Annotated in this window: 18 protein-coding genes; 10 read left to right on the forward strand and 8 right to left on the reverse strand. The window is 53.9% G+C overall.

Features of this window, described 5'->3' with window-relative positions; translation table 11 throughout:
- Nucleotides 1-438: 438 nt before the first annotated feature.
- Together ACN0YN_RS19320 and tyrS are read right to left on the reverse strand one after the other, a co-directional pair.
- On the reverse strand, nucleotides 439-1515 hold the full coding sequence (locus ACN0YN_RS19320) for a Gfo/Idh/MocA family protein (protein ID WP_417386645.1): 1077 nt from the start codon (nucleotides 1513-1515) through the stop codon (nucleotides 439-441).
- 192 nt (nucleotides 1516-1707) lie between these two features.
- Nucleotides 1708-2931, reverse strand: coding sequence for a tyrosine--tRNA ligase (tyrS, locus tag ACN0YN_RS19325; protein ID WP_417386646.1), 1224 nt, complete (start codon nucleotides 2929-2931; stop codon nucleotides 1708-1710).
- Between the two features lie 436 nt (nucleotides 2932-3367).
- Between tyrS and ACN0YN_RS19330 the strand changes: the two genes are divergently transcribed.
- Nucleotides 3368-4213 carry a SirB1 family protein gene (locus tag ACN0YN_RS19330; protein ID WP_417386647.1) on the forward strand — a complete coding sequence of 282 codons (846 nt, stop codon included), beginning with the start codon at nucleotides 3368-3370 and terminating at the stop codon, nucleotides 4211-4213.
- A 2-nt stretch (nucleotides 4214-4215) separates the two neighbouring features.
- On the opposite strand, the gene ACN0YN_RS19335 is transcribed toward ACN0YN_RS19330, so the two are convergent.
- Both ACN0YN_RS19335 and ACN0YN_RS19340 read right to left on the reverse strand, forming a co-directional pair.
- The gene (locus ACN0YN_RS19335; protein WP_417386648.1) at nucleotides 4216-4737 is read right to left on the reverse strand and encodes a hypothetical protein; all 522 of its coding nucleotides are present in this window, start codon (nucleotides 4735-4737) and stop codon (nucleotides 4216-4218) included.
- 357 nt (nucleotides 4738-5094) lie between these two features.
- Nucleotides 5095-6954: a tetratricopeptide repeat protein gene (locus ACN0YN_RS19340; protein WP_417386649.1), complete on the reverse strand. Its 1860-nt coding sequence runs from the start codon at nucleotides 6952-6954 to the stop codon at nucleotides 5095-5097.
- A gap of 65 nt (nucleotides 6955-7019) precedes the next feature.
- Here ACN0YN_RS19340 and ACN0YN_RS19345 point away from each other — a divergent pair, with 65 nt between their 5' ends.
- The 9 genes from ACN0YN_RS19345 to ACN0YN_RS19385 all read left to right on the forward strand — a co-directional run bounded on the left by ACN0YN_RS19345 (nucleotide 7020) and on the right by ACN0YN_RS19385 (nucleotide 14065).
- Nucleotides 7020-7856, forward strand: coding sequence for a sugar phosphate isomerase/epimerase family protein (locus tag ACN0YN_RS19345; RefSeq protein ID WP_417386650.1), 837 nt, complete (start codon nucleotides 7020-7022; stop codon nucleotides 7854-7856).
- Between the two features lie 68 nt (nucleotides 7857-7924).
- Nucleotides 7925-8560 carry a DUF1801 domain-containing protein gene (locus ACN0YN_RS19350; RefSeq protein ID WP_417386651.1) on the forward strand — a complete coding sequence of 212 codons (636 nt, stop codon included), beginning with the start codon at nucleotides 7925-7927 and terminating at the stop codon, nucleotides 8558-8560.
- Nucleotides 8561-8679: 119 nt separating this feature from the next.
- Nucleotides 8680-9585, forward strand: a complete 906-nt coding sequence (locus ACN0YN_RS19355; RefSeq protein WP_417386652.1) for a DoxX-like family protein — start codon at nucleotides 8680-8682, stop codon at nucleotides 9583-9585.
- A complete protein-coding gene (locus tag ACN0YN_RS19360; RefSeq protein ID WP_417386653.1) occupies nucleotides 9585-10262 on the forward strand; it encodes a DUF4166 domain-containing protein in 678 nt (225 codons plus the stop codon). Before ACN0YN_RS19355 ends, ACN0YN_RS19360 begins: the two co-directional genes overlap by 1 nt.
- Before the next feature lie 199 nt (nucleotides 10263-10461).
- Nucleotides 10462-10803: a zinc ribbon domain-containing protein YjdM gene (locus tag ACN0YN_RS19365; protein WP_417386654.1), complete on the forward strand. Its 342-nt coding sequence runs from the start codon at nucleotides 10462-10464 to the stop codon at nucleotides 10801-10803.
- A 20-nt stretch (nucleotides 10804-10823) separates the two neighbouring features.
- Nucleotides 10824-11486: a trimeric intracellular cation channel family protein gene (locus ACN0YN_RS19370; RefSeq protein WP_417386655.1), complete on the forward strand. Its 663-nt coding sequence runs from the start codon at nucleotides 10824-10826 to the stop codon at nucleotides 11484-11486.
- 121 nt (nucleotides 11487-11607) lie between these two features.
- Nucleotides 11608-12054, forward strand: coding sequence for a hypothetical protein (locus ACN0YN_RS19375; protein ID WP_417386656.1), 447 nt, complete (start codon nucleotides 11608-11610; stop codon nucleotides 12052-12054).
- A 185-nt stretch (nucleotides 12055-12239) separates the two neighbouring features.
- Nucleotides 12240-12959, forward strand: a complete 720-nt coding sequence (locus ACN0YN_RS19380; RefSeq protein ID WP_417386657.1) for an SDR family NAD(P)-dependent oxidoreductase — start codon at nucleotides 12240-12242, stop codon at nucleotides 12957-12959.
- Between the two features lie 35 nt (nucleotides 12960-12994).
- Nucleotides 12995-14065, forward strand: coding sequence for an NAD(P)H-dependent flavin oxidoreductase (locus ACN0YN_RS19385; protein WP_417386658.1), 1071 nt, complete (start codon nucleotides 12995-12997; stop codon nucleotides 14063-14065).
- Between the two features lie 22 nt (nucleotides 14066-14087).
- Here ACN0YN_RS19385 and ACN0YN_RS19390 read toward each other — a convergent pair whose 3' ends face one another.
- The 4 genes from ACN0YN_RS19390 to ACN0YN_RS19405 all read right to left on the reverse strand — a co-directional run bounded on the left by ACN0YN_RS19390 (nucleotide 14088) and on the right by ACN0YN_RS19405 (nucleotide 25471).
- On the reverse strand, nucleotides 14088-15158 hold the full coding sequence (locus ACN0YN_RS19390) for an isochorismatase family protein (protein WP_417386659.1): 1071 nt from the start codon (nucleotides 15156-15158) through the stop codon (nucleotides 14088-14090).
- 45 nt (nucleotides 15159-15203) lie between these two features.
- Entirely contained in the window at nucleotides 15204-18290 is a 3087-nt protein-coding gene (locus ACN0YN_RS19395; RefSeq protein ID WP_417386660.1) for a PVC-type heme-binding CxxCH protein, read from the reverse strand.
- 128 nt (nucleotides 18291-18418) lie between these two features.
- Entirely contained in the window at nucleotides 18419-19621 is a 1203-nt protein-coding gene (locus ACN0YN_RS19400) for a XylR family transcriptional regulator (RefSeq protein ID WP_417386661.1), read from the reverse strand.
- A gap of 621 nt (nucleotides 19622-20242) precedes the next feature.
- Entirely contained in the window at nucleotides 20243-25471 is a 5229-nt protein-coding gene (locus ACN0YN_RS19405) for a PVC-type heme-binding CxxCH protein (RefSeq protein WP_417386662.1), read from the reverse strand.
- Between the last annotated feature and the right edge of the window lie 41 nt (nucleotides 25472-25512).

The following is a 25512-nucleotide window of genomic DNA, read 5'->3' on the forward strand; positions in this document are numbered from 1 at the left end:
GAATGCAATTCGGGGTTGTCGCAGACAACAGGAAACTGTCAGGAAAAGTATTCGAACGGCTGGAGAGTTTCCGATACAGTTTTCTGTAGGGTGCGGACCCATGTGTCCGCCCACCTGACGATGATCGAACTGGTTTCGATCCTGGAACGGGCCCATTAAAAAAGTTCGCAGCACGACAATGCAAAGCCCGTCGATACTGCGGGCAAACACATGGGTTTGCCCCTACGTGAAATTTTCGCTTTCACTATCAGTTTCCTGCTCGCTGCGCTCGTACCGAATTGCATTCGGTACCACCCATTTTTTTTAATTTCGTGTGGTTTCGTGTTTTTCGTGGTAGTAAAAATAACCTGAACCACCGCGGGTGAAACCAGGATGGAATAAAAAAAGCAGGACGGGCTCTCCTTAACCCGTCCTGCTTCAATTGGCATCCGTTCCGATTTATTTTGCTTTCGGAATTTTGGGATCGCGTTTCAGAGGCAGCGATACCTGTTTTCCGGTCCAGGAAGACTGGTAGATCGCCAGAATGATTTCGACACTCTTGCGACCGTCGTTTCCATCGACAAACGGTTTCTTGCCGGTTTTGATCGACTTGATGAAGTCTTTCAACTGTTCCATGTGACCGGCGTAAGAGATCGCCGAAGGATCGCTGGCACCACCTGTGTTGCCGCTCTTCTTCGCCAGTTCGCTGCGAATCTTTTCATCGCGGGCGTTCTCTTTGGCAAACTCCCAGTGCAGTACATCGTCCTGCTCGATGATCACGGTTCCCTGTGTCCCCGAGATTTCGGTTTTCTTAAGCAGTCCGGGGAAGACACTGGTGGTCGCTTCGATCACGCCGAGCGCACCGTTCTTGAAACGAATGGTGGCAACGCCGGTATCTTCGACTTCGATCCGTTCGTGAGCCAGTGTGCCGGTCATGCCGTTGACGTCGGCGACTTCACCCATGAACCAGTACAGGAGGTCGACGTTATGAATTGCCTGATTCATGTAGGCACCGCCGCCATCCATGCCCCAGGTACCGCGCCATCCGCCGGAATCGTAATATTCCTGTGTCCGCCACCATTTGACGTAGGTGTCGCCTAATGTCAGTTTGCCGAAGCGACCTTTCTCGATCGCTTTTTTCAGTTCCTGATTGGCGGCACCGAAGCGGGAAGGCATGATGGTTGCCAGCTGGACTTTATTCTTTTTGCAGGCGTCGATAATCGCATCACACCGTTTGAGTGTGATTTCCAGTGGCTTTTCGACCACGACGTGTTTGCCGGCTTTGGCAGCGGCGACTGCCGGATCCATGTGTGCCCCGCTGGGGGTGCAGATGGTGACGACATCCACTGCGGGATCTGCCAGCATTTCATCTAAATCATGATAGGCCGTGCAACCATTCGCTTCTGCAAACTTATCTGCTGATGCTGCAAATCGATCAAAGCAGGCGACCAGCGAAGCACCGCGAATCTCTGCGAGTGCCTTTGCATGAAAATTCGAAATCATGCCACAGCCGACAATTCCAAAACCTGTTGCCATTACTGTTGCTTTCTGTATTTCGTTCAAAAACCAGGAGTCTCCGTTCACATATCGGGCATGAACGAGAGAACGCGAATTCGGAATTCACCTTTAAAATATCGTTTTACGAAGTATTTCTTACGAATGCAATCCGCGCGGAATCATTTCCCCTGATTGCCCGTAAAAGGCGGCGGATTTCAACCAGATCAGAGATCAATCGAGCAGTTCGACCTGGCAGAACCGCTTCTTGCCGACCCACAGCAACATTCCTGATTCCACCGTAATTGCCTGATCATGGGTTTCGATCTTCTGCTTGTCTTCCCCCATTTTGGCGCCCCCCTGCTGGATAGAACGCCGGGCATCGCTGGTGGATGCACACAGGCCCAGTTGCTTGAGCAAATTCGCAGCCGGCAATGTTCCATCGTCGTTTAAATCGGATTTGGAAATCTTTGCGACGGGAATCTCTTCCGGCAGTCCTCCCGATCCAATTTCCCGCTGCCAGCGATCGGCGGCTTCGTCAGCAGCGGCAGCATCGTTGTATTCGGTGATAATCGTTTTTGCCAGTTTGACCTTGGCTTCTTTGGGGTGGCCAGCCAGAATCGTCTTGACTTCATCCAGCGGGAAATCGGTCAGCAGTTCAAAAAACATCTGCATACTGTCATCGGAGAGCTGCATGAATTTTTTCATCATGTCGTATGGCGATTCACTGATGCCAATATAGTTGCCCAGACTTTTCCCCATGCGACGCACGCCATCGGTTCCCACCAGAATGGGTGACATCACGCTCACCTGCTGTCGCAGTCCCTGATCTTTCTGCAGATCGCGGGCCAGCATGAAGGAATAGAGCTGCTCGGTTCCCCCCAGTTCGATGTCGGCTTTGATTTCGACCGAATCCCAGGCCTGCATGATCGGATACAGGCACTCGTGCAGGTAGATGGCGGCTTCTTCGCGGTATCGCTTCGAGAAATCGTCGCGGGTCAGTAACTGGGCGACGGTGACTTTGCTGCAGAGTTCGAGGATATCTGCAAAGTTCATTTTACTGAACCAGTCGCCGTTACGAACGACTTCGGCGTTCTCCAGATCGATGACTTTCCCGACCTGGTTCAGGTAATCGACGGCGTTGGCTTCGACCTGTTCCGCCGTTAAGCGGGCACGGGTTTCATCGCGACCACTGGGATCGCCGACCAGCGCGGTGTAGTTTCCGATGATGATGACGGCCTGGTGCCCCAACTCCTGAAACTGGCGCATCTTCCGCATGGGAACCGTATGTCCCAGATGGAGGTCAATCCCTGTCGGATCGATACCATATTTCACACGCAGCGGAGTTCCCGTTTCCCGGCTCCACTTTAGTTTTTCGGCCAGTTCCTGTTCGGGAACGATCTTTTCGACGCCACGTCGGAGGATAGCCAACTGCTCTTCTACAGGCAAAAATTGCATTAAACTTACCAGACTCTCTCTCAAACAATGTTATTCTGACATATCAGGGATGTGCCCATTTTGTCGACTCGGTCTGCCAGCGTCAATCTAGAGCGCATCACATTTAACTATAGCGTCTGTCAATCTGATAGACTTGATCCCGATGGCCCTGGAGACGCTACCGTAAAACGGGACCCAGTCCAGGCAGCAGATCGGAAGTTGTTTATTTCAAACCGATTTGACCGGACATCACCGACTGTGATAAGATCCGGCCGGAAACGACCCTGCCTTGTTGTGTTTTTTACAAAGAAGACAGCTTTTCGTCGTTCCGCAAAAAAATGGCATTGATGCTCTGGCCGGAATTCCGGTACAAATAATAGTTGATGCTGCCTGCCTTCAAATTCGTATACCCTCCTGCAACTACTATCCAATCACTCCAGTACCAAGTTTGTCTTTGATGGACATTACAAAACTATTCCAGTTTAAACAGGACCAGGAATTTTCAAAACTCCTGCTGCATGACAAGCAGATTGATCTGACGACCGCAGCGCTGGAACTGGCCCGCGACGATCAGCCCGACCTGCAGTTTGAACATGTCAGGATCTGGATCCGCCAGCGGGCCTGCGAGCTCTCCGGGAAAGTGGCGCTGGCCAACGACGATGCGACACTCATCAAATGTTTTGTCGACTGTCTGGCCAAACAGCACGGACTGGCGGGAAATACGGTTTGCTACCATCAACCTGAAGGCAGCTATCTGAATCATGTGATCGAAAGTAAACAGGGATTGCCGATTGCACTCTCGCTGATTTACATGGCCGTCGGCAATGAACTGGGAATCGAAATCCAGGGAGTCGCCGCCCCCATGCAGTTTCTGGTGCGCTACGAATCACAGTCGGGGCCGTTGTTTATCGACCCTTACTCCAGCGGCAAGATTTATAACGAAAAAGAATGCATCATCCACCTGGCGGAGCTGGGCGACTTTTCCAGCGATGTTCTGCTGCGACTGTTGAAGCCGGCCACGCATCGGGAAATCATTATTCGTATGCTGATGAATCTCAAACGGATTCACGAAGAGCGAGAAGACTTTCAGCGGGCCTGGAACGTACAACGCAGGCTATGCGCTTTGAATCCGCTGTCCAACAGCCACCGCAAAGATCTGGCGGCCCTCAGCTTCAAAACGAAAAAACTGGGGCTGGCAGCCGACCTGCTGACCGGTTGCCTGAAAAGCTGTCCCGAGTCCGAACAGCTGGATATCAAGCTGATGCTGCAGAAAGTTCACGCCGAACTGGCGCAGTGGAACTGAGATCAGCCTGCAGGAATCTGTTGTTCGGTGTCGATTTGAATCTGATACAGAAACTGGCCGCCACTCTGAAACGTCCGTTTTTCTGAGAATCGACTCCAGGCCAGACGCACGACCAGAAAATCTTTGATCGGCTGATCCAGATCAAAGGTCACAGCGACTTCCCGGGTGTAGATATGAGACGAATGGGTGAAAGAAATTCCCCGGACGGAAATATTGCGTCCTGTGACGATCTGCAGATCGGACTCCAGCTGTTTTGTCTTTGGATTAAACACAGCCAGTCCCAGCGGTTGATGAAAGGGGATGCGGTGCCATTCTCGACTGCTGATCGAGGATGGCTCAAGATACCAGCTGGCGACGACGGAATCGATCAGTTTGCTCAATTCTGGAATCCGCCGCAGACAGGGAGTATTGGTTGTCTCGCGATAAAAAGAGGCCCGCTTTTGCTGATAGAATTCGGAATTTTCGTCTTCGTCAATTGCGGTCGGAAACACATCACTGGGGTAGGCTCTCACGGCTTGTCTCATAGATCTGCTCTTCAATAGACGTAAAGAAAGGGACGTCAGACGTAGATTGTCTGCCGCTGGTCAAAATGAGTTTTTCGATGGGAGATGAGCACTCTTTGCAGAATGCCGACAGGTTTTAGACAGGGAGAGAGATACTCTAATTTAACCTGCAAAAAAAAGCGGGTCAAATTTTGATGACAGACCGCAAGGAGAACGGGACCGGAATTTTTGATCGAATCGGAATGATCCCTGCAATCGTTGGTGGGTGAGACAGCGAGATATCCGCTGTCTGTGACTGGATTTACAGCCTGATTTCCTCTGCTGAGAAAAGACAAACGAGGAAATGCCCTCCTTTTAGAATTCTCTCAATTTTCAGACTCACTTCGAGCCGACCAGCAGTTCCAGTTCCGCCTGTACTTCCTGAATGACAGGCTCCCAGTCCCCCAGTTCCGCCTGGCGAAATAACCGTGCCGTCGGATACCAGGGGCTGTCGCTCCGTTCCAGCAGCCAGCGCCATTCAGGCAGTCGCGATACCAGAATCCAGACCGGAACTCCCAGCGATCCCGCCAGATGCGCCACTGCGGTATCAGTGGTGATGACCAGATCCAGATTTCGAATCAACGCGGCACACTCGGAAAAATCACCCGTCGCCGCCCGATATTCCGGTCCCGGCTGCCAGAGATTCCATTCGCTCTGCAGAGCGTCAATCTGTTCCAGTCCATTGACCTGCTGCAGACTGATCAACTGCACGCCCTGCAGCGCTCCGAATGGCAATAATTCCTTTAAGGGAATCGAACGCAGCTCATTTTTGGGAAAGCTCTGATTGCCGCTCCAGTTCAGCCCGACTTTCAAACCCGACAATTCGGAAAGTACGCTGCGCCAGTGCTGCAGTCTCTCTTCCGGAGGTGTGAAAAACGGAACCGCTGCCGGTATCGTTTCCAGGCTGGTTTCCAGATAGAGGGGCACGCTTAACAGGGCACACTGATAATCGCAATCGGGCTGCGGATCGCCGGCAATCAGAATCTGATCGATTTGCGGAACCTGTCTCAGCAAGTCGGCCAGTTCCGTCTGACACAACACCAGCACCCGTTCGGCACCCTGTTGTTTCAATTCTATCGCAAAGCGCAGAAACAGCAGCGTGTCGCCAAAACCCTGTTCGCACCACAGGCAGATGGATTTCCCCGCCAGCGGTTCCCCCCGCCACGGCTGCCCCGGATACTGCTGCTGCGGACTGGTATCGAGGGCAGTACGACGTTCGTAACCCCGCCAGCCGGCGGTCAGATTTCCCTGCAGCATACGGGTTGTCGCCAGATTGAATTCCGCGATCGCGAAATCGGGGCGCAGGCTGATCGCTTTTTTAAAATTCTCGCTGGCACCTTCCAGATCGTGTTTCAGTTTGAACGCATTCCCCAGGTTGTTATATCCCTCGGGCTGTGTGGGAGCGACCTGGATCGAACGTTCTGCCGCTGCAATTGCGGCGTCAATATTTCCGACGGCTTCCTGGACGTAACTCAGACTGACCAGTATCTGATAATGATCGGGGCTGGTTTTCAGCATCGACTCATACAGCATGATCGCTTCCGGGTACTGACGCTGCAGCACCAGCACGTAGGCCAGTTTCATCGACAGATCAAAGTCCCCCGGGTTTGCCACCAGCAGTTCGCGATAGATGTCTTCCGCCCGCGCCCATTCACCGGCTGACTTGAGGGCGTCTGCCAGCTTCTGATGCGTTTCCGCATTACCGGAATTCAATTCGTGCGCTTTCTGATAACACTTGACCGCTTCACTGAAGACGCCGCGACTCTCGAACAGCGAACCCAGATTGAAATAGGCTCGCTCATAATGCGGGTTCAGGCGGATGGCCTGCTCAAAGGACTGGCCTGCTTCCTGCCACTTTCCGGCGGCATGATAGGCGACGCCCAGATTATTATGCACGTCCGGGATTTCCGGCTGCAGTTGTACCACCTGGAGAAACGTGCGGATACTCTGGTCCAGATCGCCGCGCTGCAGCTGCAGGGTTCCCAGATAATAGCGGGCTTCCCATTGACGATCATTCGTATCCAGTACATGCTGGTAGATAGTCGCGGCCTGATCCAGATTGCCCGCCTGATGGTGGGCGAGTGCTGCTTTCAGTTGTGCCTGAATTTCATCCATGAGGGAACCTGTGCCTGTTTCTACCTGGGGGAAGCTCTGAACAACGACTTTGGCCAGATAGCTTTGAATTTGCTGCTGGCTCAAAGTAACATTCTAACAGCAGTACTGCAATAACGGTTCGCCGATCCTTAATATAGAAAGTGGAAAGCATGACCGCCCTCGTCTCCTGCCTGACAAACTCCTACGGTCGCTTTGGCCCGATCGCCGCCATCGAGCACATCCGCGATGCCGGCCTCTCGCATATCGAACTGAACATAAAAAACCATGGCGTCGCTTCGTTCTTCAAGGAAACGCCTCTACTCACAAATGAGTCGACATCCGATGACATTCAGCGCGTGAAAGACCTCCTGGCGAAGCATGAGGTACAACTCTCCAGCTGCAACATTACCAGCGGCAACCCTCTCGATCCCGCCATTGTCGCTACCACTAAGCAGAAACTCGATCTGGCTGCACAACTGGGGGTCCGCCTGGTGGTCGGCGGTGCCGGGGAAATTGAAGACGAATCACAGCGCGAAACCCTTTATCAACATCTGCGCGAGATCGGCGATGATGCGGCTGACAAAGGCATCACCTACTGTTTTGAAACTCATCCCGGCATCTGCGTCAACGCCGCAGGCATGTTACGTACAATGCAGGATCTCGATCACCCGCAGCTCAAACTCAATTTTGATACAGGCAATATTAATTATTATAATCGACACGAGAACGTCCTGGAGTCGCTGCATGAGGTGGTCGAATATGTCAGGCACGTGCATTTGAAAGACTCGTTCTGCAAATATAAAGACTGGCATTTCACCACGCTGGGTGAAGCGGGCGGCATCGACTTTCTGCAGGTCCGCTACATTCTGGAAGACCACAACTTCGAAGGACCGTACAGTCTGGAAATCGAAGGCATCGAAGGCGAACCCGACCCCAGCCTGGAAGAACACCACAACCGGGTCAAACAAAGCGTCGTCTATCTGCAGGAATGCGGATTCTTTGACTGAGTTTCCTGGGAGCGGGTTTACGAAACGCGCAGACAAATCCTGCTCTTAACGAGAGGACCTGAAAAAATATGAATCCCGATGTTGAGATCTATTTAAACAAGGCCAGACTCTGGCAGGACGAACTGATTACCTTGCGGACCATCGTGCTCGATACGCCGCTCACCGAGGAATATAAGTGGCGGGCCCCCTGTTACACGTATGAGAAAAAGAACATCGTTTTAATCGGTGCCTTCAAAGACGATTGCGTGCTCAGTTTTTTCAAAGGGGCTCTGCTCAAAGATCCGCTGGGCGTTCTTTCCAAACCGGGCGAAAACACACAGGCGGCGCGCGTGGTCCGGTTCACCAGTCTGCAGGAAATCATCGAACTGGAACCGGTCCTCAAATCCTATATTGACGAAGCCATTGAAGTTGAACAGTCCGGGTTGAAAGTCGAACCCAAACAGGAAGCCGAACCGATACCGGCTGAATTTCAGGCGAAGCTGGATGAAAGCCCGGCGTTGCAAACCGCGTTTGAGGCGTTAACGCCGGGACGACAGCGGGCTTACCTGATGCATTTTTCCGCCGCAAAACAATCCCAGACCCGCATGAACAGGGTCGAGAAATATATCCCGCAGATTCTCGACGGCAAAGGCATTCACGACTGCACCTGCGGCCTCTCTCAAAAACTCCCCGCCTGCGACGGCTCGCACAAGTCGATCCGCTGAGATGCGTTTTCTGAATGAAGGTTCTGGTCCCTAAATGGGATTCTTCCCTGTGATACACCTGCTATTCAGTGAGTCACCTGTTATAAAAGAGGTGGAACTTTACTCACCAGGGTCACTGCATGGGCATCTATGTAGAAATACGAATTCACGGTTCAATGGAAGAGTTGTGGGAGAAAACCCAGAACCCGGATCTCCACGAACGCTGGGATGCCCGCTTCACCTCGATCACATACCTCCCCCGCGCCGCAGAATCAGAGCCGCAGCGCTTTGAATACGCCACGCGACTCGGCTTCGGTCTTGCGATCGAGGGTGAAGGGGAGACCGTCGGCAGTCGCGATGACCCCACGGGCCGACGTACTTCGTCGCTGCGTTTCTGGTCAGATGATGCCAAGTCCCTGATTCGCGAAGGCGCCGGTTACTGGCAGTATACTCCCCTTGAGGACGGCATCCGGTTTGTGACAGGCTACGATTATCAGACGCGGTTCGGCTGGCTGGGTCGTACTTTTGATCGCTGCGTGTTCCGCCCGCTGATGGGGTGGGCGACCGCATGGAGTTTCGACCGGCTCCGATTATGGATCGAGAAAGGCATTGACCCGGCCGTCTCGATGCAGCGAGCCCTGACCCACGGCCTGGCCCGACTGACGGTGGCCTTCGTCTGGCTCTACCAGGGGCTCGTCCCCAAACTGATCGCGCGACACACAAACGAACTGGCAATGCTGACCGACGCGGGAATTACAGACTCGGCTGCCCCAACGCTGCTGCTGATCGCGGGAATTGCGGAAGTCGTTTTGGGAGTGGCCGTACTGGTCTGCTTTCGGCGGCGCTGGCCGCTGGTGTTGACGATGCTGCTGATGCTGCTCGCCTCAATCGGCGTTGCCGTCAATTCGCCTCAATACCTGTGGGCGGCCTTCAATCCTGTCAGTCTGAACCTGCTGCTGGCAGTCGTCGCTTTACTGGGACTGCTGAACCTGAACAATTTGCCTTCCGCCCGAAACTGTCTCAGAAAAAAACCGGAGGCTGACTGATGTCATCGATCTACCAGCGGGTACTCGGATCGGATTTTGAGAAATTACACCCGAAAATTCAGGAACGGTTCGGCTTCAGCAGCGCCGACGGAATCGCTTCGGTCGGCACCGGAGTCATGGACGAAATCTGGCGCGGGCGGTTCTATACGATCCCCTTCCTGTATGTGGGCACGTGGCGGCGCATCATGTTCCCGGAACAGGGGCGCAACATCCCTTTCACCATCGAGAACTACGCCTACCAGGACCGGTTCGGCAGGGAAACGGTGACCTGGGTGCGGACCTTCGAAAGCCGCAAACGGCGGCGCTTCGATGCGTACATGATTTATAGCGAACAGCGAAATCGCATTGTCGATTACCTGGGGTCGCATCAGCATCTGGCCGTCGACCTGGATCTGTCGGTGGATGAGCGGGGCGGGATGAAGATTCGGTCGGGCGCACAGCGATTCTATGAAGGGCCGATCGGGTTTTCTTTTCCACTCTTTTTTTCGGGAATCGCCGATGTCTGTGAGTGGTACGACGACGCGACCGACAAATATCGCATCCAGGTGGAAGTCACGAATCGGACGTGGGGACGCCTGTTTGGCTACAACGGCTCATTTGATGTGACCTGGCGTAAGACCGACGGCACTGGTATTCCGGAGCACCTCATACCACTGCGTGAAGAACAACGCGAATAAACGGTGCATTCAGCATCACACGGGTGCACTCAGTGCTGCTCTCAGGCGTTTGAAGATCAATCTGAAGTGGGGACACACCGGCTGGCCTGCTCCGACTGACTGACTGTTCCTGAGAATGATGAATCGTTATCTTGGTAGCATGAAATGCCGGGTGTGAGATCGGCGTGCGAAGAGAGAATATAGTATTGCAGGAGCTGAGATGAGCGATTTACCGAATTGTCCGGAATGTGATTCGGAATTTACCTATGAAGACCGGGATTTGCTGGTTTGTCCGTCCTGCGGACATGAATGGAGTCCCGGCGACGCTGCTGCGGGCGGGGCAGCGGGCCCGGTCGTCAGAGATGCCAACGGGAACGAACTGACCAATGGTGATACGATTACGGTGATCAAAGACCTGAAAGTGAAAGGCTCCTCCTCCGTCGTGAAAGTCGGTACGAAAGTCAAAAACATCCGTCTGGTGGAAGGAGACCACAACATCGACTGTAAAATCCCCGGCATCGGCGCCATGCAGTTGAAATCTGAATTCGTAAAGAAAGCATGAACCTTTTTAAAAAATAACCGATGAGTGTACCCACTTTACAATATCTGCTGGGGATGGCGGGAACCGTCGCTTTTGCGGTGACCGGCGTACTGGCAGTGACGCCACGGGGCATCGACTTTTTTGGTGCCTGCGTGCTCGGCCTGATTACCGCGATAGGGGGCGGCACGATCCGCGACCTGATCCTGGGAGTGCCCGTCTTCTGGGCGGCGGACCTGAATTATATCTGGGTCGCGCTCGCTGCCAGCCTGGTCGCGTTTCTGACCGAACGGTTACTCACGCGCAGGGAAATTCACAGAACCATGCTGTACCTCGACGCGCTCGGCGTGTCCATGTTTGCTATCCAGGCAGCCCAGAAAGTGATGTGGCTCGACTTCGGCATTCCGGTCGCCCCGATCCTGCTCGGTGTTTTGACGGCTATCGGAGGAGGACTGATGCGGGATGTGCTCGCGGGTCAGCCGACACTGCTCAAACGCCGCGAACTCTACGCGATTCCCGTGACCTGTGGCTGCGTACTGTATGTCATGCTGCTGACCTGGTTCCCGGCCAACGGCGTCCTGATTGGAGTCGCCTGCTCCTCACTCATTCTCCTGCTACGCGGTTCCGCCATCTACTGGGACCTGCACGTCCCCCTCTGGCTGACCACGCAGTCCAGGCACACCGATTCTACGGAATCAGAAAAGTAACGCGATCTGTTTTTGCAGCTGGAAATGTCAGAAATAATTTGGGAAGACCAGACTAAATCTGGTACGCTGAAAAGTGTGAATACTCAACAAGACTGCAATTGAATCAGACTGAGACAAACGGATGAAGACATTCTTCCTCAAGTTCAAACAGGCGCGATTGCGAACAGTGCTGGCTGGACTTGCCGGGGCACTGGTGCTCCTACTGATCCTTTATTTTTCCGCCAACCGTCAACCCCCATTGACAGCAGAAGAACAACTGCTGGTGGGAGAATGGGAGATTGCACCCGACTTTCCAACACGTTTTTTCCACGCGGATCGGTCCTTCGAAAGATCCGACCGAGATTCCGTCGGTACCTGGAAAATTAAGGAAGGCCGCTTATCGATCACTTCCTGGCAACCCTACAAACTCCCCAGTTCTCTCAGTATGGCCGGACTCACTCGGTCTCTGGAATCAATAGAGCGATCGCGAAAAAAATCCACCGAGGAAATGATAATTTCATTTTCTGACAAGGGCCAGCGATTCATTTTGGATCGGAAATGGGAGTGGAGCCGGAAAACGGACCGGTAAATCCAGGATATCAACTATAACGCCGAAATCGGAAAACCCGCAATCTTTTCACTTCCATCTTGACTCCAGAGAAATGATTTCTGCATACTGTTTTTGTGTGCTCAATCGAGATCTGCCGAATAGCCTCTCCCTTAATGATTCTTGCAGTTTCTCTTTTTCTCTAGCGATTTCAGTGAGTACTAAACATGGTTGCAAATCCTCGTGTCGCAGTCGTCACCGGTGCCTCTCAGGGAATTGGTGCAGGGCTGGTGAAAAGTTTTTTATCACACGGTTATCAGATTGTTGCCAACTCCCGCAACATTAAAACAGGTCTGTTTGCCTCAGATCAGGTTCTGGAAATCCCCGGCGATATTTCCAGACCAGAGATTGCGCAACAGGTAATCACAGCGGCGATCGAAAAATTTGGCCGGATCGATACGCTCGTGAACAATGCAGGAATCTTCATTGCCAAACCGTTTACCGAGTATTCGATCGAGGATTACGAGAGGGTCATCACCGTAAACCTGAGCGGTTTTTTTTATGTTACTCAACAGGCGATTCACCAGATGCTCTCACAGGGGAGCGGACACATTGTGCAGATCACCACTTCGCTTGCCGATCAGCCGATCAAAGGACTCGATTCCGGTCTGGCATCGCTTTCCAAAGGGGGCTTGAATGCAGTCACACGCGCACTGGCAATTGAATATGCCGATCGGGGAATTCGCGTCAATGCAGTTTCACCTGGCGTCATCAAAACAGCCATGCATGCTCCCGAAACACATGATTTTCTTGCGAGTCTGCACCCCATGAATCGCATGGGTGAAGTCACCGAGATTGCCGAAGCCGTACTGTATCTCGATTCGGCAACGTTTGTCACGGGTGAAATACTGCATGTTGATGGTGGCGAACACGCAGGGAAATGGTGAGTTTTTGACACATCTCTCTTTATTTCAAGGTGATCATGAACCGTAGATTGAATATACCTGGTATGACATTGCCGATCATCCAGGCACCGATGGCAGGGATCTCAACTCCTGAAATGGCAGCTGCGGTTTCGAATTCCGGAGGCCTGGGTTCACTGGGCATCGGTAATCTATCCGTTGATGCAGCACGAATCATCATCCAGGCAACCCGGAAATTAACTGACCGCCCTATCAATGTTAATGTCTTCTGTCATCAACCAGCCCGTGCTAACCCCGAAAAAGAATCACAATGGTTGGAAAAGCTGACACCACAATTCCAGAAATTCGGTGCGGTTCCGCCAGATCAGCTTCGTGAGATTTACATTAGTTTTCTGAACAACCGGGGAATGCTGGAAATGCTACTGGACGAACGACCGGAAGTCGTCAGTTTTCATTTCGGACTGCCTGAAAAGACAGCCATCACGGCTCTCAAAGCAGCAGATATTTATCTGATTGCGACTGCAACAACGCTGAATGAAGCAAAGTTGATTGCAGCCTCTGGAATCGATGCCATCGTCGCCCAGGGATATGAAGCAGGTGGTCATCGTGGCGTGTTTGACCCGGACTGCTTTGATGATCGACTGGGAACCATGCCCCTGTCTCAACTTCTGGTCAAAGAGACTCCATTGCCCATCATCGCTGCGGGGGGAATCATGGACGGCGCAGGAATACAAGCCTGCCTTCAGTCAGGTGCAGTTGCGGCTCAGTTAGGAACTGCTTTTCTGCTCTGTCCGGAAGCCGCGACAGACGAGGGATATCGGCGCAAACTGCAGAGTAATGACAGTCAGCATACAGTAATGACAAACGCAATTTCAGGTCGACCAGCCCGCAGCCTGCCTAATTACTGGACTTCCCCGACATCACAGTTCCGTAATGATGAAATCCCCGCCTATCCAATTGCTTACGACGCAGCAAAAACACTGCATCAGATCGCGAAAACGCACAACAACTATGAATACGGTGCGCAATGGGCCGGTCAGGGTGCACCTCTCGTCCAGTCTCTGCCGGCAAAAGAACTGATGCAACAACTCTCGGAGGTACTCAGTAGCGACAGGAAAGAGAGCCAGTAGATTCTATAAAACAGTAGGTTGCTTACTTTTCCAGTTCTTTGATCCACGAAACCTGTGTGATCAGGTGATTGATCGACGCAAACGAAATGTGGGCATTGGTCGCGTAACGGGGCGTTGAATTCGCCGGGAAGGTAGCGAGTGTCGCATCTCCCACCAGGAACACATTGAAATCTTCGGAGAGATTCTCATAACCGGCGGTCGTTTTGCAGAAACACATATCGGTGGCATATCCGGTCAGCAGGATATGTCGAATGCCGTGCTTGTTGAGGAACTTCTTCAGAGGTTCATACCCTTCCTGGTCGAAGATCAGCACGTCATCTTTATGCACGGTCACATCAGCGGTCACCGGGACCGGCACTTTCCAGAAGCCCGCGCCGTTATACTGATCACCGGCCATCAGGCCGGGAAACTGGCGAAAATAATCAATCACCGGTCGATCGCTGGACAGGGTCAGTGTTTCAATCAGAGGCTGCCCCTGGTAAGAGAGGCTGTCGAGCCGGGCCTTCAGCTGTTTTTTTGCTTCCGCCCGTTCCTCATCAGTCGGCTGATAATCAAAGGTGCGATACAGTTTTTTCCGAATCGGATCCACGGGCGCAATCAGGCTGTACATCGTCAGCGAGACCTGCGGTCGCATCCGCTTGAGAAACGGATCGATGACCGTGCGGGTATGCTGTGCAGCGAGATGGTTTTTGGTCGGCGTACAGAAATCGCAGACGCCCGCCGGTTCGGGAGTGCGCCAGCCCTGACCATCGTCAATTCCCCAGGGATGCACCATGATGACCGCTGTCTTATCCGCACGCAGACGATTCGGCATCTCGATGATGCCCCGCGCATTGTAGGAAAAACGCCAGGCACGCACGCTCAGGTCGGCACCTTCATCGTTGACCAGAATGGGAGCTTCATAGCGGCGGACCTCTTCAATCGGTTGCACGAATTCCGGATGATCCGCCAGCAGCGGTTGCGGATTTTTGATCAGCTGCAGTCGATTCTGATAAACCCGCGCGGGCTCGTTCGCAGTCACTGCCTGACAGGTTATGAACGGAAACACGGCCAGGCACATATAGAAAACGTGTTGACTTCGCATCTGAAGCATGATCTTTTCTCCCTGCAGAGACTGTTTCTTATCTGATGAATTCATTTATGGTTTTGAGCTCTGACTGTTTTGTAAATAGCGGAACAGATCCCGCACCTGTTGCGGCGTCAGTTTTTTCAGCAGATCTTCCGGCATCAGTGAGACGGGGGAGGCTTTGAGTTCCTCAATGTCCTCTCTGCTGACCGTGGTGCGTTCATTTTTGGCATTCAGCAGTGTGACACTGGCGGGAGTTTCTTCCACCAGCAGACCGTTCAGGATGCGGCCGTTCGTCGTGACCAAAATGTAGTTCAAGTATTCTTTGCGGATCTGCGTGTTCGGATCGACGATGCTGACCAGCAGAAAACTCTGATCCTGCCGATTCGCTTTGGTGAGGTCCGGGCCGATCTCCTTGCCTTCCTCATATAGCTTATGACAGGTGGCACACTGTTTTGCGAACAGCACTTTCCCCTGCGCCAGATTGCCCGAACCGGCACGCAGGTCATTGGAAATCCGCCGGATCTCGGCCAGTTTTTCTTCCGGAGTGCCTGCCCGAATATTCCCCCAGTGCTTGCGCACCAGTTCATTCAGCCGGTCATCGTTGTGTAAGGCAACCCTTCGTAACTGGTCGGCGGAAACTTCTGTCAGGGGATAAGTGCCTGCATCGATTGCTTTCAAAAAGACGAACGCCGAATCCGCGCGGCCCAGCAGGACATCGCGGGTCTGCGATCGCAGGTCGGCATTCATCTGCGGGTATTGCGCCAGCAGACGTGCGGTGATCCGTTCCTCCGAGAAACGACTCAGCAGATTGAGGGCCGCCCGTTGAATCGCCTCTGATTCCGACTTGTCTACCAGCTTCAGAATGGTGTCCAGACATTCGTCGGACTCCCCCAGTTCCTGCAGGATCGCCAGCATTTCCAGCCGTGTTTTTTCCGGCTGCTTCTGATCCGTAACAAGCGCCAGCACCCGATCACGGGCCGCATCGCTGCCCAGGCGCAGCGCGACGCGGATGATAAGCGGGTCGGTGGTCTGGTCGTCCCAGATCGTGGCCAGCTGCTCGGCCAAAGCGGGGGGAATGGTTTTCAGTCGCGTCGCCTGATCCGCCTGTTCCACGCGGCTGATGGCGGCGATATTGCCGTACTTTGGTCCCAGGGGAAGACCGGGCAGACGTTCGCGGCCCAGCATTTTCAAACCGGCATCCAGTTCGGTCAGCATGCGGCTGCGTTCGCCTGCCTCCGGTGCCGTCGCCAGCAGTCGGGCGCAGGCAGCCAGACTCTCATTGCTCCCTTCCCCGGCATACCGCCGCATCAGACGTCCCAGGATCACTTCCCGCAGAAACGGATTCTGCCAGTCTTCCGGACGCGTGAAGACCTGCAGGACTTCATCGGTATGGGAAACCGCATTGCGTTCCAGTGCCCACCAGAGTAACAGGGGAATATGCGGATCGTTGCGGAATTCACTGCGATCCAGCAGCGCCCGCACCAGAGTCAGTGACTGTTTTGCGGGGAGCCGTTTGGCAGAGCTGGCCAGTTGACTGATGACAGTCGGACTGGTTTCGGTGTGTGCGATCGTCAACAGTTTCTGTCCGTTTTCCGCAGTGACCTGCCCCTGATCGCCGATCAGACGAATGGTCCATTCCCTGATGTGGGGATCCTGATGCGCCAGCAGACTGCCTTCCTGTGTCTGGTCAAACGCCCCCATTGCATTTAAGGTCCAGAGTGCCTGCAACGCGAGTTTCTGATCATCGGGATTCTGTGACAATGTTCTGAGAGTCTCGATCACCTGTGCATCGCGGCGTTCGGAGAGAATACGGCGGGCCCGTCTGACCTGCCATTCATTACTGCTGCTTAACAGATCGACCAGCTGGGCGCTGGTGAGAGCTTGCGGGTCCACATGTTGATACGGCTTAGCTGACTGACTGCGAATTCGATAGACGCGCCCGTTTCTGCGATCCCAGTTGGCATCCGGATCGGGGTGCGCTGTCCGCTGATCGTGCCAGTCGGCGATGTAGACGGCACCGTCCGGTCCCTGCACCGCATCGCTGGGAGCAAACCAGGTATCATTGGCCTGCAACAGCACACCCCCATTTTCACTGCGGAACGTGGACTGATCCGGCAGTGTGTGGTGCCAGCGGACCGCGTGCCCGAGGGTATCGACGGCCATGTATTTATTGCGATATTGCGCGGGGAACTGATCGCTCTGATACAGGAAGCCGCCAACCGTGACGTGTCCCCCCTGGAACTTTTTGTGAGGCACATGCTGAAAGTAACCCAGCGCAAACGGATTATGCAGTTCCCCATGTTTGGCGAATGATTTTTCGTAATACGCGCCCTGCCTGACGTGAAACATCAGATAGCCGCCGTAGTTTGTGCCCGCCAGCAGATTTCCAGACTGGTCGAAATCGAGCCCCCACATATTGCCGCCCCCCTCCATGAAGAGTTCAAACTTTCTGCTCACTGGATGGTAGCGCCAGATCCCCTGTTCAAATTCGATGCCCCGGATATTGGCGGTGATGTTGGTCCCCTGTGTGCCATACAACCAGCCGTCGGGTCCCCAGATGAGTGAGTTGGCGACCGAGCTGGTGTCCTCCATGCCAAAGCCTTTCAGCAGCACTTCCGGATCGCCGTCGGGAATATCGTCCCGGTTCCGGTCCGGATAGAAGAGCAGGTAAGGCGTCTGCAGAACAAACACGCCGCCGTACCCGCAGGCAAAGCCGGACGCGATATTCAGATCGCTGATAAAGTCTCTGGCTTTGTCATACCGGCCGTCGCCGTTGGTATCTTCCAGAATCGTCAGGCGGTCGGCCCCTTTAGGTCCTGTCGGGGGAGGTGCGGGAATCCGGTCATACGTGGTACGCGAAAAGCGGTCGACCTTGACCCGTTTCAGACCGGCGGGATTGGGATACTGCAGGTATTGCAGGACCCAGAGCCGCCCCCGATCATCAAAGTCAATCGCGACCGGCTGCCGGACCAGTGGCTCGGCGGCGGCCAGTTCCACTTCGAATCCCTCGGCCACCGTCATTCGCCGGACCGCTTCTTCAGGAGGAAAGCCTTGTGCGGAGCAATCATCTTCCTGAGTCAAACAGACCAGAAATGTGAGCACCGCCAATCTAACCAGAAAAAACGCAGGGCTGTCCGCTACCGCTTCTACTCGCATCGTCTCTCCCTTTGTCGGAGAACTGTGAAAAACAGGGCGCCTGTCTTCCCCCTTCTTTATTGTTCAAATCTAGCGAGGACTGTCAGGGGAAACTATCACATATTTCGTAAACGTCTTCACATTTTCCGTCACTTGCGAACCGCCCGCCGATAACTGCCGGGCGTCTGTTGAAATTTGCGTTTGAACAATGCGGCCAGGTAGTGCGGGTGATCGAAGCCCGTTTTGAAGGCGATTTCTGCCAGAGATAATTCGGTCTCGGCCAGTAACTGCTGCACCCGTTCGAGCTGCACGCGCAATATTTCTTCCTTGGGTGTGCGGCCGATATATTTTTTCATGCGACGTTCCAGACTGCTGCGGGAGACGGGGACTTCCTTCAGGATGTCTTCTACCGTAATGCGCAGGTCGGCACGATCGCGAATGAAACGCAGGGCTGCTGCCAGGTCCTGATCTTCCACGGCGACGATGTTGGTGGACTGTCGCTGTACCAGTCGGGCGGGTGGAAACAGCTGGACCGGTTCAGGCTGCTCCCCCTGTTTCATCATCTGTTCCAGCAGGGAAGCCGCTTCGTAGCCGATGCGTTCAAAACCGGCGTCGATGCTGGTGAGTGGAGGTGAGGAGAGTTTGCAGATCAGATCATCGTTATCGGAGCCGATGACGGCGACTTCATCGGGAACTTTCAGACCGGCGAGCTGACAGGCTTCGAGTACATGTTGTCCCCGGTCGTCATAACAGGCCATGACACCCGCCGGTCTGGGTAAGGTCAACAGCCAGTCGGCGATCCCCTGCTGGTCGTTCTCCCAGTGAGTCGCATCCCGGCGGTCATTCTGTTCGGGAAAGAGACTGCAGGCACAGCCGGCCTGTGCGAGCGTTTCCACGAACAGATCACAGCGTTCATCCATGCGGGAATTCAAGCCGCGGGGCCAGCCACAAAAGCCGAAATGGCGAATGCCCCGGTCGAGTAAATGTTGAGCCGCCAGTTCCACAATTTTCTGATTATCGGTGAACAGGCTGGGGAAGCCGAAACCTTCCCGGGTATATGGCATGTCGATGACAGGCAGCCTGCGTTTGTGGAGGATGTCGGCCATCTGCCGATGAGGAACGCGGGCGAGTACGCCGTCGATATCTGCTTTTTTCAGCCAGGCGGGCGCTGGCTGATCGGGCTTATGCGAGCGGAAGATAACCGACCAGGTGCCGATTTCGCGCTGGAAACGAATCATGCCATTGAGCAGTCCCCGCCCGTGCCCCGATGAGGTATCGATCAGAATGGCGACTCGTGACTGTTCCTGCATGCTGCCTCCCCGGCAAGTCACCAGGGGCGCGACCCGGTGCATTCTCGTTACCTGTTGTACTCAAAATCATGCAGACATGCCAGCAAGCCGCTGCGAGTACATGCACTGCGGAATGTTCATCTGCGAGCGGGTGGGGAGATCGGGTAGAATCTTACCGGCACTGTGTAGGCGCTTTCTGCGCAGATTCTACAGGCAGATTCAGGGACTGATACCTGGAACTGCTCTTCACTGGAGAGACGTTTTCATGATTTATCTGATTGCAAAATTATCGATAATGGCACGCAGAGATCAAGAGGGTCTGAACAGAATCGATTGGCGATACAGGACGACACGGGTCCGAAGCCAGCGTGAAGTAAGGCTGCAGAGCGACGATGTCGTGGCGAACTGCGTCGACCCACAGAGCTCGTTTGAGCAGGCTTTCGGAAATTTCGATCTTAAACAAGGATGTTTTATAGTGCAGTTCATATCACTGATACTCAAGTTTCAACTGAATAAATACTGGACCACGCGCGCGACTCAGAACAGCGTTTATCGTCCTCGGCGCGCAGGGGTCAAGGGGAGTTTATTCAGTTTTTTCCGACAGGCGGCTGAAGTCGATGCGAATGGCGCTGACAGACGGTCAAACTGGCTTTCACGGTGAAAACCAGTCTGACAGTGGTGAGATCAGTCCACTTTGGGACCCAGATTCAATTCCAGATCTTTGAAGCGCACTTCCATCGGTCCGCCAGAATGGATCTGGAAGGCGATGATACCGGACTTGGCCCCCTGAGGATCGTTGAGTTCGGTACAGAGATTCCCGTTGATGAAGGTCCGGATCTGTGGACCAACGGCGACGATACGGTACTCGTTCCACTCCCCTTCACGGACATACGCTTCACCCGACTCTTTAAAGAGCAGACCGCGACCATGCTCTTCATAGAGTTTCCCCCACCAGCCTTTGCCTGCATCAGCCTGGTAGCCTTTGACATGGCCGCCCGGCTCCAGGCTGCTGCGAAACTGAATGCCGCTGTTGCCGGTATCGGGAGTCAGTTTGACTTTGAGTTTCAATTCAAAATCACCCACCTGCAGATCACTGACGAGGAATTCATTCTGTTTGATTCCCGGCGAACGACCGACGATCTCACCATTTTCAACCGACCAGAGCTGACTGTTTCCGGTCCAGCCGGCGAGGTCCTGTCCGTTGAAGAACAGCTTGAGATTATCGGGGGTGGCCTTCATCGGAACCTGCCGCGGACTGGCCAGATACGCGACCAGCGACCGGACTTCGATGCGGCTCAACTGCTTCCAGAGATTGTCCGGCATCATCGATTTATCACTCAGACTCATCTCGTCGATTTCATCGCGGGGAATGATGACCGTCTCGTTGGCAGTCGCGACGGTCAACGCGTTCTTGTCTTCCTTCTTGATAATGCCTGTTACAATACGACCCGACTCGGTCACGATGACAGCAGGTTGATAATCCTTAGCCATCACCGCACTCGGGTCGACCACATTGGAAAGCAGATAATCGAGGTTCGCCCGATTGGAACCGGTCAATTCTGGTCCAATCGATTCCCCGGTGCCAAACAGTTTGTGGCACTGCTGACAGGTCTTCGCAAAGACGGCTCGTCCCAGATTCAAATCGGGGGTGGGAAAAGGACGTTCAATCATATTCTTGAAGCTGGCGATCTGTTTTTTCTTATCAGCAGCCGACTCGCGCACGATGCCCCAGACTTTGCCGATTTTTTCATTCAGGCTTTGATCCTTGAGATTCCCCAGCTGACGAATGATTTCCGCGGAGAGATCTTTAGTGGCGATCTCTTTCGCTTCGACAGCCGCCACCAGCTGATGTGCATACTCGCGCCGACTGGCGAGCGTATTGAGGGCATCCCGTTTTTCATTCAGATCGAACTGCGGATAGCGTTTGAGAATCTCAGACGCAGTCTCGGCTGCAGAGTATCCCGCCAGCCCGCGTAAGGCTTCCCTTCGCATGCCCGGCTCGTCGAGCAGAGGAATCAAAATCGGCTGCAGCTCCGGATCTTTCGCCCCCAGTAACGAAGCCAGTGCCGACTTGCGGCCCGAGAGATCGTTCTTCTGACTGGCCACGATTTCCCGCAACTGCTGCATCGCCGCTGGATCACCGAAGGTCACCGCGAGCGCCAGAGATTCAGATTTCACAACCGGGTCTTTGCTGGCGATCAGCTTTTTCCCCATAGACTTCCAGGGTTCAGGCATCGCGAACTGACGACGTCCGCGCAACGCACTGTTGATCGAATTGAGGAAGACTTTCTGTCGCGCTGCGGTTTCTGATTTCCCCAGCTGTTCCACGAGGAAAGCAACCGCGTCGGCAGTTCCGATGTCGGCAATCCGCCGCAGCGTATAGGATTCGATCAAAGGAATTTCGGAGGCATCCGCCAGTTGAAACGCACGCTGCATATCAGCGGGAGCCAACGGTTCCAAAGCATACCAGTACAACAGAGGCAGGTTGTGATCGCTCTGATCTGCCTGATGACTGACCAGTCCGGCAAGGATATCCCAGCGCTGATCCAGCGGAAGACGACTGGCGGCGGAACCCAGATACAACCGCACGACGGAAGAAGGATCCTGCTGCGCGAGTTCTGCCAGCTTTGCCAGCAATGCATCAGAGGGAGAACCGGTTTCCAGAGCCAGCTGGATCGCCCAGCCCCGCATGAACTCACTGGGATCTTTCAAAGCCTGCATGACTTTGGCTTCAGACAGACCGCCGGTCACATGCAAGGCCCACAATGCCCGCAAACGCCGAGTGACATCATCATGTTTGAAAGCCATCTCAGCCAGCTGCGCATGGACTTCCGGATCGGGTCCCCGCTCCTGCAGAATGCGTCGGGACTGGCGAACATACCAGTCGTTATCATGCAGCTGCAACTTAACGAGTTCGGCACTGGTCAGCTTCTGCAGATCCACTTGAACCGGTTTCGCATTATTATAAGCGACTCGAAAGATGCGCCCGTTCGAACGGTCATGTTTCTGAAACTCGCGATGATGACACTGATTTGTATCGTACCAGTCAATGAAATAAACCTGTCCGTCCGGCCCATACCGCAGGTAGAGAATCTGCGAAGAACGATCATTGGCGTACAGGAAATCGGGAGCGAAATCCCCTTCGTAGCCTGAGCCTTTCCGTGCCAGCTGATCCTGATTCAGTCGGGCGCCGTGAATGTTATTCATAAACAGCTGATTGCGATATTTTTCCGGCCAGCTTCCGCCCAGATAAATCATTGCACCGGCATGCGCGTGACCGCCTCCGACCAGATCCGAAGCCACGCGGTCCGACTGGTTCCATTGACCGCCGGTCCAGTGTCTGTGTTTCGCAATGGTCTTGATGTCATCATAGGTATAAGGATTGAAGTGCTGCCCGGCCTGTCGGCGGTAGCGGGCATTCTGCACGATATGAAACAGATGCGGAATCACACAACAGGTCAGGAAGCACTGCCCCTGATCGTTGAAGTCCACGCCCCAGGGATTACTGGTTCCATGAGCGAAGACTTCGAATTCGTGGCGGGTAGGATGATATCGCCAGATGCCGGCGTTGATGGGCTGCCGCTGATCATCGGGAGTGCCGGGCTTCCCAACGCGAGAATGAGTAAAGACGCCGTGACACCCATAGAGCCAGCCATCGGGGCCCCAGATGAATGAGTTCAGCGTCTCGTGTGTGTCTTCATAATGCCAGCCATCCAGCAGAATCTGGGGCTGGGAATCGGGTTTGTCATCGCCATTTTTATCCGGAATGAAGAGCAGATACGGGGCCTGTCCGACCCACACGCCACCAAAGCCGACTTCGAGTCCGCTAACCAGATTCAGTTTGTCCTGAAATATTTTACGGGTCTCAAACTTGCCGTCGGCGTCTTTGTCCTCAAAGATCAGAATTCGATCCTTCCCCTGTCCTTCCGGTTGTTTACTGGGATAGGCGTACGATTCGGCTACCCAGAGACGGCCGCGATCATCAATCGTCATGGCGATTGGCTGCTGCACATCGGGTTCGGCGGCGATGAGCGAAACGGAGAAGCCTTCCGGCACCGTCATCACTTCAGCCGCTTTAGGTCCGGGCAGACCATCGTATTTCTGAGTATGCTCTTTTTTGGGAGCAGCATTGTTCGCGACATCCAGAGAGGCGGGTTTCTGATCGTGGAACCGAAAATGGTCGAAGTTAATGTGCCCCCAGCCGCCTCGATGTTGATCAACCAGACGGATGAAGATCTCCTTGCCCTGATACTTTGAAAGATCGACCAGTTCCTGATGCATGGCTTCGTTGTTGCGTCCGCTGGCTTTGGCAATCACTTTTCCGGTCGCATGGTCCACAATATCGACCCGTGTGGAATCATGCTTCCCGCCGCCGACGTAGAAGGTGGCATAGGGATGATCGACTTTAATCGTCGCGGAAGTCAGCGTTCCCACCGGCCGGTCTTCCAGAAACTCGAAGGTGCCAACCCAGAACTGTCCCTGATGGTTGCTGCGCATGTCCGTTCGACGCACGTGAACCATATCGCCTTTCGCAGGCTGTGACTGAAACGCTTCCCCTTCAGAAATCCAGTCATTCAGATTTCCCAGTTCGAAGTCGACGTTCAATCGTTTGCCTTCCGGATTCGTTGCATAAAACTCACCCGGTTTCAGTTCGTTTTTCACGGAGACTTTTTCGGGTACAAACTTTTTCGGCTGGGCTTTATTCCAGGTCGCTTCGTCAGTTTTTTCTGTTTTATGAAGCAGGACATAGGCACCGGATTTATTCCCGACCACCAGATCAGGCAGCTTGTCGCCATTGAGATCTCCAGCGACGACCTGCGTTCCGACTCCCGATTTGTCATTGATCTGATAGGGAAGGAAATCGACCCCCGATTTGGTTCGTACCGTTTTGAACCAGTAATTGACGGGAGGCTCCTTAGCTCCCGGATCATGCCCCTGGTGCGCCCAGAACCGTTTGCCGGTGACAATGTCTTTGATTCCGTCGCCGTCCATATCAACCAGATCGACAGCGTGTAACTGGGAGAATACCACCCCGTATTTGTTCTCGTCCGGCTTGCTGCCCATGATACGATGTTCGACGAAAGTAATGTCGTCGCCATCCTTCACATTTTCGAACCAGGCCAGTCCGTAAGCATGGGCGGCTTTGCTGGTGATCACATCCTGATCGCCGTCACCGTCGACATCGTAAGCATACATCTGCGCGCCGCCGGCACCGGTAAACTTGAAGGGATGCTGCGTCCAGAAACCGGGTTTACTGAGATCCGCCGGCTGTTCCCACCAGCCATTTTTCTCAAGGATATCGGCACGGCCGTCTCCGTTGACATCACCGACACCCAGGCCGTGAGTAAATCGACCATATTTCAGATTGGGAGAAATCGCGTGGAACTCCCACGGCGCCGTCGGATCTTTTCCCGGGCCGGCGTAACCGAGTTGTCCTCCAGTATGAAAGACGAGTTCTGGTTCTCCATCACCGGTGATATCGGTGTATGTGGGAGATTCATTATCGACAACGGGATGCGCCAGATGTTTTTTCCAGTGCCCTTCTTTGTTCTGTGGGTTCGCATACCAGAATGCTTCTTTTCCCGGAAAACCAATGATCACAATATCGGGCCAGTTGTCTTTATTGATATCGTGAGTGAAGGCGAAAAAGTTATCGGAGTAACCGTTGATACTCCATTCCTTGACCAGGTAGTACTCGTGCCGTTTCTGAAAGTCAGGCCCTTCATACCAGAACGGTCCCGAGATCACATCCGCTTTCCCATCCTGGTTGATATCAGCAAACGTGGCGCCTTCAGCGTAGAACTTATCCCCCAGCTGCTGACGTTCGAACTGATGGACGATGAAGTCTCCGGCTGCAGAGATCGGCGGTGCCGACAGGAGCAGAGCAAGTAGAAACAGGGAGTAACGAGCCATAACGATTCCCCTCGGTAATATAAATGAAATAAAATTGATTC

Origin of the sequence: Gimesia sp. (assembly GCF_048260065.1) — a bacterium.
In the GTDB taxonomy this organism is placed as follows: domain Bacteria; phylum Planctomycetota; class Planctomycetia; order Planctomycetales; family Planctomycetaceae; genus Gimesia.

Bases quoted from the DNA above. Each gene is read 5' to 3' on its own strand.
- ACN0YN_RS19405 (WP_417386662.1), bottom strand. From the start codon at position 25,471: ATGGCTCGTTACTCCCTGTTTCTACTTGCTCTGCTCCTGTCGGCACCG.
- ACN0YN_RS19360 (WP_417386653.1), top strand. From the start codon at position 9,585: ATGTCATCGATCTACCAGCGGGTACTCGGATCGGATTTTGAGAAATTA.
- ACN0YN_RS19330 (WP_417386647.1), top strand. From the start codon at position 3,368: ATGGACATTACAAAACTATTCCAGTTTAAACAGGACCAGGAATTTTCA.
- ACN0YN_RS19365 (WP_417386654.1), top strand. From the start codon at position 10,462: ATGAGCGATTTACCGAATTGTCCGGAATGTGATTCGGAATTTACCTAT.
- tyrS (WP_417386646.1), bottom strand. From the start codon at position 2,931: ATGCAATTTTTGCCTGTAGAAGAGCAGTTGGCTATCCTCCGACGTGGC.
- ACN0YN_RS19345 (WP_417386650.1), top strand. From the start codon at position 7,020: ATGACCGCCCTCGTCTCCTGCCTGACAAACTCCTACGGTCGCTTTGGC.
- ACN0YN_RS19380 (WP_417386657.1), top strand. From the start codon at position 12,240: ATGGTTGCAAATCCTCGTGTCGCAGTCGTCACCGGTGCCTCTCAGGGA.
- ACN0YN_RS19335 (WP_417386648.1), bottom strand. From the start codon at position 4,737: ATGAGACAAGCCGTGAGAGCCTACCCCAGTGATGTGTTTCCGACCGCA.
- ACN0YN_RS19390 (WP_417386659.1), bottom strand. From the start codon at position 15,158: ATGCTTCAGATGCGAAGTCAACACGTTTTCTATATGTGCCTGGCCGTG.
- ACN0YN_RS19375 (WP_417386656.1), top strand. From the start codon at position 11,608: ATGAAGACATTCTTCCTCAAGTTCAAACAGGCGCGATTGCGAACAGTG.
- ACN0YN_RS19350 (WP_417386651.1), top strand. From the start codon at position 7,925: ATGAATCCCGATGTTGAGATCTATTTAAACAAGGCCAGACTCTGGCAG.
- ACN0YN_RS19355 (WP_417386652.1), top strand. From the start codon at position 8,680: ATGGGCATCTATGTAGAAATACGAATTCACGGTTCAATGGAAGAGTTG.
- ACN0YN_RS19400 (WP_417386661.1), bottom strand. From the start codon at position 19,621: ATGCACCGGGTCGCGCCCCTGGTGACTTGCCGGGGAGGCAGCATGCAG.
- ACN0YN_RS19395 (WP_417386660.1), bottom strand. From the start codon at position 18,290: ATGCGAGTAGAAGCGGTAGCGGACAGCCCTGCGTTTTTTCTGGTTAGA.
- ACN0YN_RS19320 (WP_417386645.1), bottom strand. From the start codon at position 1,515: ATGGCAACAGGTTTTGGAATTGTCGGCTGTGGCATGATTTCGAATTTT.
- ACN0YN_RS19385 (WP_417386658.1), top strand. From the start codon at position 12,995: ATGAACCGTAGATTGAATATACCTGGTATGACATTGCCGATCATCCAG.
- ACN0YN_RS19370 (WP_417386655.1), top strand. From the start codon at position 10,824: ATGAGTGTACCCACTTTACAATATCTGCTGGGGATGGCGGGAACCGTC.